Source organism: Streptomyces sp. NPDC087906, from assembly GCF_055584925.1.
In genome coordinates this window covers 1-16,723 of the sequence record NZ_JBVJLC010000018.1, presented here as the reverse complement: position 1 = coordinate 16,723, position 16,723 = coordinate 1, and the positions used below count along the sequence as shown (strand labels likewise).

At 69.7% G+C, this 16,723-nt stretch carries 13 protein-coding genes; 9 read left to right on the top strand and 4 right to left on the bottom strand.

What is annotated here, in order from left to right; all coding sequences use genetic code 11:
- Positions 1-66: 66 nt before the first annotated feature.
- A complete protein-coding gene (locus ACZ63I_RS33355; protein WP_469343155.1) occupies positions 67-312 on the bottom strand; it encodes a DUF397 domain-containing protein in 246 nt (81 codons plus the stop codon).
- A 61-nt stretch (positions 313-373) separates the two neighbouring features.
- Positions 374-4,324, bottom strand: a complete 3,951-nt coding sequence (gene eccCa / locus ACZ63I_RS33350) for a type VII secretion protein EccCa (RefSeq protein WP_469343154.1) — start codon at positions 4,322-4,324, stop codon at positions 374-376.
- Between the two features lie 184 nt (positions 4,325-4,508).
- On the opposite strand from eccCa, the gene eccD reads away from it, so the two are divergent.
- The 6 genes from eccD (at position 4,509) to ACZ63I_RS33320 (ending at position 11,620) form a co-directional block, all read left to right on the top strand.
- Positions 4,509-5,975: a type VII secretion integral membrane protein EccD gene (eccD, locus tag ACZ63I_RS33345; protein WP_469343153.1), complete on the top strand. Its 1,467-nt coding sequence runs from the start codon at positions 4,509-4,511 to the stop codon at positions 5,973-5,975.
- A 156-nt stretch (positions 5,976-6,131) separates the two neighbouring features.
- Positions 6,132-6,422, top strand: coding sequence for a 30S ribosomal protein S15 (rpsO, locus tag ACZ63I_RS33340; RefSeq protein WP_041983738.1), 291 nt, complete (start codon positions 6,132-6,134; stop codon positions 6,420-6,422).
- Positions 6,423-6,773: 351 nt separating this feature from the next.
- Positions 6,774-8,999, top strand: a complete 2,226-nt coding sequence (locus ACZ63I_RS33335) for a polyribonucleotide nucleotidyltransferase (RefSeq protein WP_469343151.1) — start codon at positions 6,774-6,776, stop codon at positions 8,997-8,999.
- The gene (locus ACZ63I_RS33330) at positions 8,996-10,372 is read left to right on the top strand and encodes a M16 family metallopeptidase (protein ID WP_469343150.1); all 1,377 of its coding nucleotides are present in this window, start codon (positions 8,996-8,998) and stop codon (positions 10,370-10,372) included. Before ACZ63I_RS33335 ends, ACZ63I_RS33330 begins: the two co-directional genes overlap by 4 nt.
- 19 nt (positions 10,373-10,391) lie before the next feature.
- On the top strand, positions 10,392-11,156 hold the full coding sequence (gene dapB, locus ACZ63I_RS33325) for a 4-hydroxy-tetrahydrodipicolinate reductase (protein ID WP_469343148.1): 765 nt from the start codon (positions 10,392-10,394) through the stop codon (positions 11,154-11,156).
- Positions 11,157-11,167: 11 nt separating this feature from the next.
- Positions 11,168-11,620 (top strand): hypothetical protein, encoded by a 453-nt coding sequence (locus ACZ63I_RS33320; protein WP_469343147.1) that lies wholly within the window; start codon positions 11,168-11,170, stop codon positions 11,618-11,620.
- Between the two features lie 56 nt (positions 11,621-11,676).
- Here the strand turns inward: ACZ63I_RS33320 and ACZ63I_RS33315 are convergent, their stop codons facing one another.
- Both ACZ63I_RS33315 and ACZ63I_RS33310 read right to left on the bottom strand, forming a co-directional pair.
- Positions 11,677-12,219, bottom strand: a complete 543-nt coding sequence (locus ACZ63I_RS33315) for a hypothetical protein (protein ID WP_469343145.1) — start codon at positions 12,217-12,219, stop codon at positions 11,677-11,679.
- Between the two features lie 106 nt (positions 12,220-12,325).
- Complete coding sequence (locus ACZ63I_RS33310; RefSeq protein ID WP_469343144.1) at positions 12,326-12,565, bottom strand: hypothetical protein; 240 nt, start codon at positions 12,563-12,565, stop codon at positions 12,326-12,328.
- Positions 12,566-12,737: 172 nt separating this feature from the next.
- Between ACZ63I_RS33310 and thyX the strand changes: the two genes are divergently transcribed.
- The 3 genes from thyX (at position 12,738) to ACZ63I_RS33295 (ending at position 16,409) form a co-directional block, all read left to right on the top strand.
- A complete protein-coding gene (thyX, locus tag ACZ63I_RS33305; RefSeq protein ID WP_469343143.1) occupies positions 12,738-13,475 on the top strand; it encodes an FAD-dependent thymidylate synthase in 738 nt (245 codons plus the stop codon).
- 222 nt (positions 13,476-13,697) lie between these two features.
- Positions 13,698-14,597: a 4-hydroxy-tetrahydrodipicolinate synthase gene (dapA, locus tag ACZ63I_RS33300; RefSeq protein ID WP_469343142.1), complete on the top strand. Its 900-nt coding sequence runs from the start codon at positions 13,698-13,700 to the stop codon at positions 14,595-14,597.
- 126 nt (positions 14,598-14,723) lie between these two features.
- Entirely contained in the window at positions 14,724-16,409 is a 1,686-nt protein-coding gene (locus tag ACZ63I_RS33295; RefSeq protein ID WP_469343140.1) for a ribonuclease J, read from the top strand.
- The last annotated feature ends 314 nt before the right edge of the window (positions 16,410-16,723 follow it).

Genomic DNA, 16,723 nt, shown 5'->3' with positions numbered 1-16,723 from the left:
GCACAGCACGCACGACGAAGGGGGTGTCCGCCCGGCGGACACCCCCTTCAGCGCTGCCCGCGACCGCTACTTGAGGTCGAACTCCCCGTCCCGCGCGCCGAGTACGAACGCGTCCCACTCGCCCTTGGTGTACCGCAGCACGGTGTCGTGGTCCTTCGACGAGCGCATCGCGACGGCGCCCTCGGGCAGATAGGCGATCTCCACCCGCTCCTCGTCGGCCTCGGTGCCCGGCGCACCGAGCCACTCCACGTCGGAGATGTCGAGAGCGTAAAGCTCTTCCTTCACGCGTTCCTTGTCGGCTGCGTCGGACATCGGCGCGGTCCCTCCCGGGTATTGCGGACGATCTGTGCCTCTCAGCGTAGCGGCGGGCGGCTCACCTGTCCGGCAGCCAGCCCAACTGCACCAGTGCGCCGCCGCGCTTGCGCGAGACGAACGTGCCGCGCCCCGGAGGCATCGGCCGGGCCCTGACGTTGCCCAGGATGTCGCCCTCGCTCGGGTCGCCCGACATCAGCACGCCCTGCGCGCCCAGCTCCTTCATCCGCTGGATGAACGGCTCGTACATGGCGCGTGAGGCGCCTGCCGCGCTGCGGGCGACGATGAAGCGGATACCGACGTCCCTGGCGAACGGCAGATGCTCCACCAGCCGCGCCAGCGGATTGGCCGAGTTGGTCGCGACCAGCTCGTAGTCGTCGATGATCACGAAGAGCTGCGGCCCGGTCCACCAGCTCCGGTCGCGGAGCTGCTGCGGTGTGATGTCCGGCTTCGGCGCCCGCTTCTCCATCACCGTCCCGATGGCGTCCATGTGCATGTCCATCGCCGACGCCATCGGCGCGTACTCCAGCAGATGCGAACTCGGTACGGCCTCCAGCAGCGAACGCCGGTAGTCGCCCACCACGATCCGCGCCTGGTCCGGTGTGTAGCGCTCGGAGAGCTGCTTCGCGATCAGCCGCAGAGCGGCCGTCTTCCCCGCCTCGCTCTCACCGAAGATCAGCAGGAACGGATCGGTCTCGAAGTCGACGAACACCGGCTCCAGATTGGTCTCGTCGATCCCGATCGCGATGCCGTGCTGCGGGAACTCGAAGCCCTTCGGGAGCTGTTCGGCCGCCAGCTTGCGCGGCAGCAGCCGTACGGTCGGCGCCGCGGGCCCCGACCAACTGCTCCGCGCGGCGGCCACGAACGCCGCCGTGCCCTCCGAGAGGTCGGCCGCGTCACTCACCCCGTCGATACGCGGCAGCGCGCTCATGAAGTGCAGCTTCTCCGCCACCTGGCCGCGCCCCGGCACCCCCGTGGGGACGTTGGCGGCGACCTTGCGGTCGAACTCGGAGTCCATGACGTCGCCGAGGCGCAGCTCCAGCCGGCCCAGCATCTGGTCCTTGAGGGCCGAGCGCACCTCCATGTACCGCGCGGCGGTGACGACGACATGGATGCCGTAGCCGAGACCGCGTGCCGCGAGGTCGGAGATGACCGGCTCCAGCATGTCGTACTCGTTCTTGAAGCCGCCCCAGCCGTCGATGACCAGGAAGACATCTCCCCATGCCTCGCCGGGCAGTTCACCGGCGGCGCGCCTGCGCCGGTACGTCGCGATGGAGTCGATCCCGTTGGTCCGGAAGAACTCCTCACGGCGGTTGAGCACGCCGAGCACCTCGGCGACCGCGCGGCGCACCCGCTCGGGGTCGAGCCGGGAAGCGACACCGCCGACATGCGGCAGGTCCGACAGCGAGGCGAGCCCGCCACCGCCGAAGTCCAGCGCGTAGAACTGCACTTCGCTCGGGGTGTGGGTGAGTGCGAACGACGAGATCAGGGTGCGCATCAGCGTCGACTTGCCGGACTGCGGGCCGCCCACCACGAGCATGTGGCCCGAAGCGCCCGCGAAGTCCTTGTACAGCACCTCACGGCGCTGCTCGAAGGGCTTGTCGATGAGGCCGAGCGGCACGACGAGCCCGCCGGGCCTGCTGTACTCCGTCGCGGTGAGCCCGCGGTCCGACGTCGGCGCGAGACCGGGCAGCAGGTAGTCCAGCGTGGGCGCCTCGTCCAGCGGCGGCAGCCATACCTGGTGGGCCGGCACGCCCTGTCCGTCGAGCCTGCGCACGATGACGTCCAGCACGGTGTCGGCCAGCGCGTCGTCCCCCGACGTGTCGGGCGTGGCCGCACCGAGGTCCGGCTGCGCGTACACCACCGGGACCGGCGTCGCCGTGAACAGCGCGGGCCGCCGCTCGACATGCAACTGGCCCACCGACAGATCGGGCCCGCCCGTGCGGTACGTACCGGAGACGTACGCCGCCTTGAAGCGGGTCATCTCCTCCGTACCGAACTTCAGATACCCGGAGCCCGGCACCGACGGCAGATGGTAGGCGTCCGGCACGCCCAGCGCCGTACGGGACTCGGCCGCCGAGAACGTGCGCAGACCGATCCGGTACGAGAGGTACGTGTCGAGGCCGCGCAGCTTGCCCTCCTCCAGCCGCTGCGACGCCAGCAGCAGATGCACACCGAGGGACCGGCCGATCCGGCCGATCTGGATGAACATCTCGATGAAGTCGGGCTTGGCGGTGAGCAGTTCGGAGAACTCGTCGATGACGAGCACCAGCGAGGCCAGCGGCTCCAGCGCCGCCCCGGCGGCCCGCGCCTTCTCGTAGTCGTGGATGTTGGCGTAGTTGCCCGCCGAGCGCAGCAGCTCCTGGCGGCGCTGCAGCTCACCGCGGATCGCGTCGCCCATGCGGTCGACGAGCGTCAGGTCGTCGGCCAAGTTCGTGATGACGGCGGCGACATGCGGCATCTGCGACATGCCGGTGAACGTCGCACCGCCCTTGAAGTCGGCGAGGACGAAGTTCAGCGTCTCCGACGAGTGGGTGACCGCGAGGCCCAGCACCAGGGTGCGCAGCAGCTCGGACTTGCCGGAACCGGTCGCGCCGACACACAGCCCGTGCGGCCCCATGCCCTCCTGCGCGGCCTCCTTGAGGTCCAGCATCACCGGCGAGCCGTCCTCGCCGATCCCGATCGGCACCCGCAGCCGCTCCGCCGTCGACCGGGGACGCCAGGTGCGCGCCACGTCGATCGCGCCCGCGTCGCCCAGATTCAGCAGATCGGTGAAGTCGAGGTTGGCCAGCAGCGGTTCGTCCTCGTCGCCGCCGCCCGTGCGCAGCGGCGCGAGCTGGCGCGCCAGCGCCTCGGCGGCCGGCAGCGAGATCCCGTCGGGCGAACCCTCGTACGCCACACCGGCGCCGGACTCGATCCACAGCCGCCCCGGCCTGACCACCACGGACAGACCGCCGCGCGGCTCGTCGAGATCCCCCTGCACGACCTCGACGATCGTCACGCCCTGCACGCCCTCGGCGGCGGCGAACAGCGAGTCGGGCGGCACCATCCCGCCGTCCAGCACCACCAGGATGTGCGGCTGGTCGAGGACCGGCTGGGAGTCCCTGCCGAACCGCGGCCGCCCGTCGAGGCGCGAGCGCAGCATCAGCTCAAGCTCCCCGAGATCGTCGCCGAACAGCCGCTTCGTGCCCGCGCCGTCGATCTGCCCCGGCACCTGCGTGTGCGGCAGCCATTTCGTCCAGTCCCAGCGGGGGACGGCGCCCGGGGCCGCCACCACGGCGACGTTGAGATCCTCGGGGGAGTGCAGTGTGACGAGCTGGGCCACCATCGAACGCGCCGCCGACTGCGCCGTCTCGGGGTCGCCCGACACGGTCACGTGGTAGAAGGCGCGCATCGACACCGCGACCGGCAGCCCGTCCAACGACCCGTGCACCGCCAGGAATTGCTGCATCGCCCCCGCGCACAGCGGCTCCAGCTCGTCCACGGGCGCCGTGTCGGGAGCGACCAGCGGTGTGGCCAGTTGCTGCACACCGAGACCGAGCCGCACCTGCCCGAAGTCCGCGTCCCCCACGCGCCGTTCCCACACCCGCGACCCCTCGGCCACCACCGACCAGAGCTGCTCGGGGGAGGGGTTCAGATACAACTGCGCGTCGCGCTGCGCCCGCGCGGTCTTGCGCACCGCACGGCGGGACTGGGCCAGGTACTTGAGGTAGTCGCGGCGGACATCCGCGATTTGCCCTTGCGCACCTTTGCGATAGCGGACGACCTGGGCGACCACCATGCCGACGGTCGACACCAGCATCAGCACACCCATGATCCGCATGAACGGCGGTGCCTGCGGCGAGAAGAAGAACACCACCGAAGAACCCATGCCGAGTACCGGCAGGATCTGCATCAGCATGCCCTCCTGCTGCCCACGCGGCAGTTCGGGAGGGGCCTCCAAGGTCAGTGCATCCGTGGGCACTTCCGGCGGAAGCGACCGCGGTGGGCGTTTGACGACGATCTGGCTCACCGGCGCATCAATTCCTCAATACGGACGGGCAATTCCGTACCGGCGCCCCCGTGGCGACGGTCTTCCCCGCGCGAGGCCGATCCTACGTGCAGCCTCCGACAACGGCTCCCGGTAGGGTGGCGCGCGCATCGTGCGCATCCGCGAATCAGACCGTGCGCATCCACGATTCAGGGGGACACAACACGTGAGTACCACCGCAGCGACGGGCTTCTGCCGCGTCACCGTCGTGGCGCCCGACAGCAGGATCGACGTCGCACTCCCGGAGGACATCGCCGTCGCCGACGTCTACCCGGAGATCCTGCGGCTCACCGGCCAGACCCAGGCCCCGGGCACACCCACCGGCTACCACCTCGTACGGCGCGACGGCACCGTCCTCGAAGGCGCGCGCAGTCTCGCCGCCCAACAGGTCCTGGACGGCGAGGTGTTGAGCCTGCGCCCGTTCGCCGAGTCGCTGCCGCCCGCCGTCTTCGACGACGTGTCGGACGCGGTCGCCTCCGCCGTCCAGCGCGACCGCCACCTGTGGAGCGACGACCTGCTCCGCGGCGCCGGACTCGCCGGCGGTGTGCTGCTGCTCGTCCTCATGGGCTTCGTCCTCTGGTTCGCCGACCCCGTCCGGCACAACATGCACAGCCTGCCCGGTGTCATCGCGGGCGCCGCCGGACTGCTGCTGACCGCGTTCGCCGGCGTACGGGCCCGGGTCTACGGGGACCGCGCGAGCGCCGTCGCCCTCGGCCTCGGCGCGCTGCCGCTACTGATGATCGGCGGCTCGGGCATCATCGCCCCCGACGCGGGGCAGGGCCTCGGCCGGCTCCAGTTCCTGCTCGGCTGCGTCACCGTGCTCGTCGCCTCCGTCGCCCTCGTCGCACTGACCCCGAGCGGTGACGCGCCCTTCGTGGCCGCCACCTTCCTCGGCGCCGCGGGCACCGTCGCCACCTTCGTCGAAATCCTCACCGAGGCGTCGGCCACCGAGACCGCCGCCGTCTGCGCCCCCGTCGCCATCGGCGTCGTTGCCTTCCTGCCGGGGCTCTCCGCGCGCTTCGCCCGGCTGCCCATCGGCTACGCCGCCCCGCGCAGCGCCGCCGACGGCTTCGACACCGACCCCGAGATCGCCCCGGACGCCGAGCCCGTCGACGCCGAGCGCATCGCTGCGCAGGCCCGCCGCGGCCACGAGATGCTGCTCGGACTCGTCGGCGGCTGCGCGGCCGTCGTCGTCGCCAGCGCCGCCGTCCTCGGCTTCTCCCACACCCTGTGGGGCCAGCTCCTCGCCCTCGTCGCGGGCCTCGCGATGCTGCTGCGCGCCCGGCTCTTCCGCTACACCTCCCAGGTCGCCTGCACCCTGGTCGCCGGCATCGTGGCCATCGCCCTGCTCGTCCTCGGCCTCTCCCTCAACCCGCCGGCCGAACCCGTCCGCCAGCTCCTGCTGTACGGCGACCGCGGCCCCCTCGACATCCGTACGATCTGGCTCGCCGCCTCCGTCGCCGCGGGCGCCGCCCTGCTCACCGCGATCGGCCTGATCATTCCCCGCAAGGGCCTCTCGCCCTTCTGGGGCCGGCTCCTCGACCTGGCCGAGAGCGTGGTGCTGCTCTCCCTGGTGCCGCTGTGCCTCGCCGTACTCGACGTCTTCGCCTCGGCCCGCGCCCTCACCTCCTGACGGGCGGTGCGGGGGGCGGTGCGGGGTCGTCCACAGGGCGGTCAGCGGTGTACTGACCGGCTGGTACGCTGAGTGACGGCCATTTGAGTACTGGAAGCCTCCCGGAGAATTCGACCCGGGGCACTCGAAGGCCATGACGACCCACGAGGAGTACGCGTGCCGCTCGACACCGCTACAAAGAAGCAGATCATGACCGAGTTCGGCACCAAGGAGGGCGACACCGGCTCCCCCGAGGTCCAGGTCGCCATGCTGTCGCGCCGCATCTCGGACCTGACCGAGCACCTGAAGGTCCACAAGCACGACCACCACTCCCGTCGCGGTCTGCTGATCCTGGTCGGCCAGCGCCGCCGCCTGCTGCAGTACCTGGCCAAGAAGGACATCCAGCGCTTCCGTGCGCTGGTCGACCGGCTGGGTATCCGCCGTGGCGCCGCCGGCGGCGCCCGATAAGCACGTACACCGTGAAGGGAGCGGTTCCCACTTCCAGGGGACCGCTCCCTTCGCCGTACGCGCGCCCCGCCGAGGACGGCCGGAATGTCATCCTTGGCCGAAGCTCAGTAATCTGGACGCGCCAGCACAACTGAAGAGCTCAACCGAAGAGCACAGAAGAGTACTGACGAGCACCACCGAAGAGGAGAGGCGCCCAGCGCCGCCGCCGGTCCTCGGTAGTGGCTCCCGGAAAGGCGCGGCACACACCGCAGCCCCGGGTGCTTCGATCGAAGACCGGCCCGCACCCAGGTGCGCCTCTCCGCCACGTCCGCTGCCACACGGGCACCGGACGAAGACGAGGAGAAAACACTAGTGGAGAACGAGACCCACTACGCCGAGGCCGTTATCGACAACGGAACCTTCGGCACCCGCACCATCCGCTTCGAGACGGGCCGTCTCGCCCGTCAGGCCGCCGGCTCCGCCGTGGCCTATCTGGACGACGACACCATGGTGCTGTCGGCCACCACCGCTTCCAAGAAGCCCAAGGACAACCTCGACTTCTTCCCCCTCACGGTGGACGTCGAGGAGCGGATGTACTCGGCCGGCAAGATCCCCGGCTCCTTCTTCCGCCGCGAGGGCCGCCCCTCCGAGGACGCCATCCTCACCTGCCGGCTGATCGACCGCCCGCTGCGCCCGTCCTTCAAGAAGGGCCTGCGCAACGAGATCCAGGTCGTCGAGACGATCATGGCGCTCAACCCCGACCACCTGTACGACGTGGTCGCGATCAACGCCGCCTCGTGCTCCACGATCCTGGCGGGCCTGCCCTTCACCGGCCCCGTCGGCGCCACCCGCGTCGCCCTGATCAAGGGCCAGTGGGTCGCCTTCCCGACCCACACGGAGCTGGAGGACGCGGTCTTCGACATGGTCGTCGCCGGCCGTGTGCTGGAGGACGGCGACGTCGCGATCATGATGGTCGAGGCCGAGGCCACCGACAAGACCATCCAGCTCGTCAAGGACGGCGCCGAGGCTCCCACCGAGGAGATCGTCGCCGCCGGTCTGGAAGCGGCGAAGCCCTTCATCAAGGCCCTCTGCAAGGCGCAGGCGGACCTGGCGGCCAAGGCCGCCAAGCCCACCGGCGAGTTCCCGATCTTCCTCGACTACGAGGACGACGTCCTCGAAGCGCTCGGCTCCGCCGTCAAGGCCGAGCTGGCGCAGGCGCTCACCATCGCCGGCAAGCAGGACCGCGAGGCGGAGATCGACCGCGTCAAGGCCCTCGCCGGCGAGAAGCTGCTCCCGCAGTTCGAGGGCCGCGAGAAGGAGATCTCCGCCGCGTACCGCTCGCTGACCAAGTCCCTGGTCCGGGAGCGCGTCATCAAGGACAAGGTCCGCATCGACGGCCGCGGCGTCACGGACATCCGTACGCTCGCCGCCGAGGTCGAGGCCATCCCGCGCGTGCACGGCTCGGCGCTGTTCGAGCGTGGCGAGACCCAGATCCTGGGCGTCACCACCCTCAACATGCTCCGCATGGAGCAGCAGCTCGACACCCTCTCCCCGGTGACGCGCAAGCGCTACATGCACAACTACAACTTCCCGCCGTACTCCACCGGTGAGACCGGCCGCGTCGGCTCGCCGAAGCGCCGCGAGATCGGCCACGGCGCCCTGGCCGAGCGCGCGCTCGTGCCGGTGCTGCCGACGCGCGAGGAGTTCCCGTACGCGATCCGCCAGGTCTCCGAGGCGCTGGGCTCCAACGGCTCGACGTCGATGGGCTCGGTCTGCGCCTCCACCATGTCGCTGCTGAACGCCGGTGTGCCGCTCAAGGCCCCCGTCGCCGGCATCGCCATGGGCCTGATCTCGCAGGAGATCGACGGCGAGACCCACTACGTCACCCTCACCGACATCCTCGGTGCGGAGGACGCCTTCGGCGACATGGACTTCAAGGTCGCCGGCACGAAGACGTTCGTCACCGCGCTCCAGCTCGACACCAAGCTCGACGGCATCCCCGCCTCGGTCCTGGCCGCCGCGCTGAAGCAGGCACGCGACGCCCGCCTGCACATCCTCGACGTGATGAACGAGGCCATCGACGTCCCGGACGAGATGTCCCCGAACGCCCCGCGGATCATCACCGTCAAGATCCCGGTGGACAAGATCGGTGAGGTCATCGGCCCCAAGGGCAAGATGATCAACCAGATCCAGGAGGACACCGGCGCCGACATCACGATCGAGGACGACGGCACCATCTACATCGGTGCCGCCCAGGGCTCGCAGGCCGAGGCCGCCCGCGCCACGATCAACGGCATCGCCAACCCGACCATGCCGGAGGTCGGCGAGCGCTACCTGGGCACGGTCGTCAAGACGACCACGTTCGGCGCGTTCGTGTCGCTGCTCCCCGGCAAGGACGGACTGCTGCACATCTCGCAGATCCGCAAGCTCGCCGGCGGGAAGCGCGTGGAGAACGTCGACGACGTACTCGGCGTGGGCCAGAAGGTCCAGGTCGAGATCGCCGAGATCGACCAGCGCGGCAAGCTCTCCCTCATCCCCGTCATGGAGGGCGAAGAGGCCGAGGCGTCCGAAGAGACGAAGGACGACTCGGAGAAGTGACAGCCAGCTCCAGGACGACGGCCCGCACCTCATCCGAGGCGCGGGCCGTCGCCCGTACCCAAACCCTGCTCAAGGGCGACAACGGCATCGGCACGGTCCGCCGTACGACCCTCCCCGGCGGCCTGCGCATCGTCACCGAAACGCTCCCCTCGGTACGCTCCGCGACCTTCGGCATCTGGGTGCAGGCGGGCTCCAGGGACGAGACACCGGCCCTGAGCGGCGCCACCCACTACCTGGAGCACCTCCTCTTCAAGGGCACGAAGAAGCGCACCGCCCTCGACATCTCGTCCGCCATCGACGCGGTCGGCGGCGAGATGAACGCCTTCACGGCGAAGGAGTACACCTGCTACTACGCGCGGGTCCTCGACACCGACCTGCCGCTCGCCGTCGACATCGTCTGCGACATGCTCACCGGCTCGCTCATCGAGGCCGCCGACGTCGAGGCGGAGCGCGGCGTCATCCTCGAAGAGATCGCCATGACCGAGGACGACCCGGGCGACGTCGTGCACGACCTGTTCGCGCACACCATGCTCGGCGACAGCCCCCTCGGCCGGCCCGTCCTCGGCACCGTCGACACCGTCAACGGCCTGGACCGCGACCGGATCGCGCGCTACTACAAGAAGCACTACGACCCGACGCACCTCGTCGTGGCGGCAGCGGGCAACGTCGACCACGCCACCGTGGTCCGCCAGGTCCGCCGCGCCTTCGAGAAGGCCGGCGCGCTCTCCGGCAAGGACGCCGCCCCCGCCGCGCCCCGTACCGGACACCGCTCGCTGCGCACGGCCGGCCGGGTCGAACTGCTCAACCGCAAGACCGAACAGGCCCATGTCGTCCTCGGCATGCCCGGCATCGCCCGCACCGACGAGCGCCGCTGGGCCCTCGGGGTCCTCAGCACCGCACTCGGCGGCGGGATGAGTTCCCGGCTGTTCCAGGAGGTACGGGAGAAGCGCGGCCTCGCCTACAGCGTCTACGCGTACACCTCGGGCTTCGCCGACTGCGGGCTCTTCGGCGTCTACGCGGGCTGCCGGCCCAGCCAGGTCCACGACGTCCTGAAGATCTGCCGCGACGAACTCGACCGGGCAGCCGAGGAAGGTCTCAGCGACGAGGAGATCGGCCGCGCCGTCGGCCAGCTCTCCGGATCCACCGTCCTCGGCCTGGAGGACACCGGCGCGCTGATGACCCGGATCGGCAAGAGCGAGCTGTGCTGGGGCGACCACATGTCGACCGACGACCTGCTGGCGCGGATAGCGGCCGTCACCCCCGACGACGTACGCGCGGTCGCCCGCGACGTACTGGGGCAGCGCCCCTCGCTGTCCGTCATCGGACCGCTCAAGGACAAGCAGGCCGACCGCCTCGACGCGGCCGTCTCATGAAGCCGGAGGAAGCAGACCGATGAGCGAACTGCCGACCAAGCTGCGCGTGGCCGTTCTCGGCGCCAAGGGCCGGATCGGCTCCGAGGCCGTACGGGCCGTCGAGGCCGCCGACGACCTGGAGCTGGTGGCCGCCCTCGGCCGCGGCGACAAGCTGGAGACCCTCGTCGAGGCCGGCGCCCAGGTGGCGGTGGAGCTGACCACCCCCGCATCCGTGATGGGCAACCTCGACTTCTGCGTACGGCACGGCATCCACGCCGTCGTCGGCACGACCGGATGGACCGACGAACGGCTCGCGCAACTGGAGACCTCGCTGGCCGCCTCCCCGCAGACCGGTGTGCTGATCGCGCCGAACTTCTCCATCGGCGCCGTCCTCACGATGAAGTTCTCCCAGACGGCCGCCCGCTACTTCGAGTCCGTCGAGATCATCGAACTGCACCACCCGAACAAGACGGACGCCCCCTCCGGCACGGCGACCAGGACCGCCCAGCTCGTCGCCGCCGCCCGCGCGGAGGCGGGCAGCGGCCCGCAGCCCGACGCGACGGTCACAGCGCTGGACGGGGCGCGCGGCGCCGAGGTCGACGGCGTACGGGTGCACTCCGTACGCCTGCGGGGCCTCCTGGCCCACCAGGAAGTCATCCTGGGCGGCGAGGGGGAGACCCTCACCGTGCGCCACGACTCCCTGCACCACAGCAGCTTCATGCCGGGCATCCTGCTCGGCGCGCGCCGCGTGGTCTCCACCCCCGGCCTCACCTTCGGCCTGGAACACTTCCTCGACCTGAGCTGAAACCGGCACCCATGCGCGCGAAGATCACTTACCTTGTCACGGCTGCCGTCCTGGTCGTCTACTTCGTCCTGGCCGGCAGCCGCGGCGTGCTGCTGATACGGGCGGGCACACCCCTCACGGTCACCTTCGGCGTCGCCGTGCTGATCCTGCCCGTCATCGGCGTCTGGTTCCTCTGGAAGAACACCCAGTTCGTCAGCCGGGCCAACCGGCTGGCCGCCGAACTGGACGCCGAGGGCGGCCTGCCCGTCGACGAACTGGTCCGTACACCGGCCGGCCGCATCGACCGCGCATCGGCCGACGAGGTCTTCGCCCGCCGCCGCGCGGAGACCGAGGACTCACCCGACGACTGGCGCTGCTGGTTCCGGCTGGCCGTCGCCTACCACGACGCCCGGGACACGCCACGGGCCCGCACAGCCATGCAGCGCGCGATCGCGCTCCATGACGGCGGGCCCGTACGCGCCTGACGGCGCAGGCTGTCCGGCGGGCGCTACCTGACGGGCAGACATTGCCGGTCGCGGCACTAACGGTACTCGTCGCCCCACGCCTCGACCGTGTCGGCGGCCCGTTCGAAGGCGGCGGCGCGGGACAGGAAGTCCGCGTTGTGCGTCGTCAGCAGCGGCAGCGGCTCACCCCTGCGGCGCACGACCACCAGCGCCTGGCCCTGCACGGTGCGCGGCAGTCCCAGCCAGCGCACCGGCTGCTGGACGGTACGGACGGCGCCTGCCTGCTCCCACGCGATGGTGGTGGTCATCAGCATGCCCACCCGCCTGACCCCGTGCCTGCTGACCCACGTCCCCATCCGCAGCATCCGCAGGGCGGCGACGATCGCGACCGCCGCCAGCGCCATGCACGCCACGGCGCCCGACACCGCGCCGGTGAAGGCGATGATCATCGCGGCGAGCAGGACGAAGGACGCGAGCAGCAGAAGCAGCGCCGCCGCTCCGACCCGCCAGGGGCCAGGGCGGTACGGACGCCGCCAGTGATCATGATCGTCGAACGGGAGCGCGACATCATCCCCGGTCGCGTCAAAAGCCCGGTCGGCCGTCAGGAAGGGCAGGGGCACGACTGATCCTCACTCACAAGCACGCTCGATTGCTGTGCCCGGTGAGGCTACCGATCCCGGACCGGCCAGGACCACCCCAGGGGGGCCGGACGGGTAGAGCGGCGGCTCAACGGCCCTGCGACGCCTCGGAGTGCTGGGTGTGATCGGGCGTCTGGTCCGACTGCAAGGCCGGCATCCCGAACAGCAGCGCACCGGCGAAACAGGCGACGATCACCAGCCCGGTGAGCGTACGGCCCACCAACTGCGACCGGTCGGCGCGCTGTTTGGGCGGCGGGGTGACGTTGCTTCGGAAGGCGTCGGCCTCGGCGACGAATGCGAACGGGACGGCTTCACGCCGGCGGAACATGGGGGGCTCTCTTCGGTCTTCGGTGGTCTTCGGTCTCTCGTACGTCAACCAGTAGGACGAACAACAGAGTGATTCGGTGCCCGAATTCCCCGAATTGACCAATGAAGGGGGCTGTCGGTGGCGGCCCGTAGAGTGGGCGCCGCCCGAGCGACGCAACAGGAAGGACCCGCCGGTGAGCGACACTCCCGCCGAAACCAAACCGAGCTTCCGCAGCGATGTGAGCGTCGAGTTGGTGAAGCACAGCGCAGCGGATTCGGACGTGCTGTGGGCAGCGCGCGTCTCGACGGCAGGGGAGCAGTCCCTTGAGGAGCTGTCGAAGGACCCGGAGCGGTCGAAGGGGCTCATCAACTACCTGATGCGCGACCGGCACGGCAGCCCCTTCGAGCACAACTCGATGACCTTCTTCATCAGCGCCCCGATCTTCGTGTTCCGCGAGTTCATGCGCCATCGCGTCGGCTGGTCGTACAACGAGGAATCGGGCAGGTACCGGGAGCTGCAACCGGTCTTCTACGTCCCCGACGACGCGCGCAAGCTCGTGCAGGAGGGCCGCCCGGGGAAGTACGTCTTCGTCGAGGGCACCCCGGAGCAGCGCGCGCTGACCGGCCGGACGATGGGGACCGCCTACGCGCAGGCGTACGAGGCGTACCAGGAGATGCTGGCGGCGGGAGTCGCCCGCGAGGTGGCCCGCGCCGTCCTGCCGGTGGGCCTGTTCTCCTCGATGTACGCGACGTGCAACGCGCGCTCGCTGATGCACTTCCTCGGTCTGCGCACCCAGCACGAGCTGGCCGCGGCCCCGTCCTTCCCGCAGCGGGAGATCGAGATGGTCGGCGAGAAGATGGAGCAGCACTGGGCGGCGCTCATGCCGCTCACCCATGCGGCCTTCAACGCCAACGGCCGGGTGGCGCCGTAATCCCGGTGCGGGGCCTTGGCTGGGCACGTATGTGCGGACGGTGGAGCGAAGTGTCCGTATTGCGGCGTTTCGAGAAGTTCATCTAGGCTGATCAAACGGACCCGGCACTGCTTGAACCCCCGAGCAGGCAGTGCCGGGCTCCTCTTGTCCGGTCCCCTTGGGGGGCACAGCGAGTGCCCCTCGGGGGACACAGCGAGCTGAGCAGCGAGTAGCGTGTTACCCATGGCCCCGATCTCCACTCCGCAGACCCCCTTCGGGCGGGTCCTCACCGCCATGGTCACGCCCTTCACGGCGGACGGCGCACTCGACCTCGACGGTGCCCAGCAGCTCGCCGCCCATCTGGTGGAGGCAGGCAACGACGGCCTGATCCTCAACGGCACCACGGGCGAGTCGCCGACCACCAGCGACGCGGAGAAAGACCAGCTCGTACGGGCCGTCGTCGAAGCCGTCGGAGACCGGGCCCATGTCGTCGCCGGCGTCGGCACCAACGACACCCGGCACAGCCTGGAGCTCGCCCGCGCGGCGGAAAGCGCCGGGGCGCACGGCCTGCTCGCCGTCACCCCGTACTACAACAAGCCCCCGCAAGAGGGCCTCTACCAGCACTTCACCGCGATCGCGGACGCCACGGAACTCCCGGTGATGCTCTACGACATCCCGGGCCGCAGCGGAGTCCCCATCGACACCGAGACGATCGTCCGCCTCGCCCAGCACCCCCGGATCGTCGCCAACAAGGACGCCAAGGGCGACCTCGGCCGCGCGAGCTGGGCCATCGCCCAGTCCGGCCTCGCCTGGTACTCCGGCGACGACATGCTCAACCTGCCGCTGCTCTCGGTCGGCGCCGTCGGATTCGTCTCCGTCGTCGGCCACGTGGTCACGCCGGAACTGCGCGAACTGCTCGACGCGTACCTCGCGGGCGACGTCCAGAAGGCCACCGAGATCCACCAGAAGCTGCTGCCGGTCTTCATCGGCATGTTCAGGACGCAGGGCGTCATCACCACCAAGGCCGCGCTCAACCTGCGGAAACTCCCCGCAGGCCCGCTGCGCCTCCCGCTGGTCGAGCTGACGGCCCAGGAAACGGCCCAGCTCAAGAGCGATCTCGCGGCTGGTGGGGTAGAGCTTTAACCACAGACTTCACAACTGAATAAGCGAAGACAGCACACCCACATGGACACAGACACCGCAAGTGCACGAATGTCATGCGCGCCACGTGCCTGAGGGGTACGTGGCGCGTGTGGTGAGGAGAGTCTTTTGAGTCATCCGCATCCCGAACTCGGCGCCCCGCCCAAGCTGGCCAAGGGTGGCCTGCGCGTCACCCCGCTCGGCGGCCTGGGCGAAATCGGCCGCAACATGACCGTCTTCGAATACGGCGGCCGTCTGCTCATCGTCGACTGCGGCGTGCTCTTCCCCGAGGAGGAGCAGCCCGGCATCGACCTGATCCTGCCGGACTTCACCACGATCAAGGACCGCCTCGACGACATCGACGGGGTCGTGCTCACCCACGGCCACGAAGACCACATCGGCGGCGTTCCCTACCTGCTCCGGCTGAAGCCCGACATCCCGCTGATCGGCTCCAAGCTGACCCTCGCGCTGATCGAGGCGAAGCTCCAGGAGCACCGCATCCGCCCGTACACCCTCGAAGTCACCGAGGGGCACCGCGAGCGCATCGGCCCGTTCGACTGCGAATTCGTCGCGGTGAACCACTCGATCCCCGACGCGCTCGCCGTCGCCATCCGCACACCGGCCGGCATGGTCGTCCACACGGGCGACTTCAAGATGGACCAGCTCCCGCTGGACCGCAGGCTCACGGACCTGCCGACCTTCGCCAAGCTGGGCGAGGAAGGCATCGACCTGCTGCTGGCGGACTCCACCAACGCCGAGGTCCCCGGCTTCGTACCGCCCGAGCGGGACATCTCCAACGTCCTGCGGCAGGTCTTCGCGTCGGCGCAGAAGCGGATCATCCTGGCGAGCTTCGCCAGCCATGTCCACCGCATCCAGCAGGTGCTCGACGCCGCGCACGAACACGGCCGCAGGGTCGCCTTCGTCGGCCGCTCCATGGTCCGCAACATGGGCATCGCCCGTGACCTGGGCTACCTCAGGGTCCCGCCGGGCCTGGTGGTCGACGTGAAGACGCTCGACGACCTCCCGGGCGAGCAGATCGTGCTGGTCTGCACGGGCTCCCAGGGCGAGCCGATGGCCGCGCTCTCGCGCATGGCCAACCGCGACCACCAGATCCGCATCGTCCAGGGCGACACGGTGATCCTGGCCTCGTCCCTGATCCCGGGCAACGAGAACGCGGTCTACCGCGTGATCAACGGCCTGACCAGATGGGGCGCCAACGTCGTCCACAAGGGCAACGCCAAGGTGCATGTCTCGGGCCACGCCTCGGCCGGCGAGCTGCTGTACTTCTACAACATCTGCAAGCCGAAGAACCTGATGCCGGTCCACGGCGAATGGCGCCATCTGCGCGCCAACGCCGAACTGGGCGCCCTGACGGGCGTACCGAAGGACCACATCGTCATCGCCGAGGACGGCGTCGTCGTCGACCTCATCGACGGCAAGGCGAAGATCGTGGGCAAGGTCCAGGCGGGCTACGTGTACGTGGACGGCCTCTCGGTCGGCGACGTCACGGAGACCTCGCTCAAGGACCGCCGCATCCTCGGCGACGAGGGCATCATCTCGGTCTTCGTGGTGGTGGACTCCACGACCGGCAAGGTCGTCGGCGGCCCGCACTTCCAGGCCCGCGGCTCGGGCATCGAGGACTCGGCCTTCGCCGCCGTGCTGCCGAAGGTGGACGAGGCGATCGCCAGATCGGCCGCGGACGGCGTCGCGGAACCGCACCAACTCCAGCAACTGGTCCGCCGCACGGTGGGCAAGTGGGTCTCGGACACCTACCGCAGGCGCCCGATGATCCTCCCGGTGGTCGTCGAGGTCTGACGGCCCGTCACGGGATCAACTCGGAGCGGGGGGCCTCGATTTGCATCGAGGCCCCCCGCTCCAGTAGGTTTACGGCTCCACCTCAACGGGAACCACGGCCGCTCACGCGGTTGGTGCACTCCCCGGCAGGGGGAAATCGGACCCGAATATCTCTGATAAAGTCGGGAACACGAAGTACGCAGTACCGGAGGGAAGCGCCCGGAGAGTCCTGAGAGGGACTTGAAGGAAGCGTCCGTTCCTTGAGAACTCAACAGTGTGCCAAAAGTCAACGCCAGATATGTTGATACCCCGGCCTTGCACTCCTTTGTGGGTGT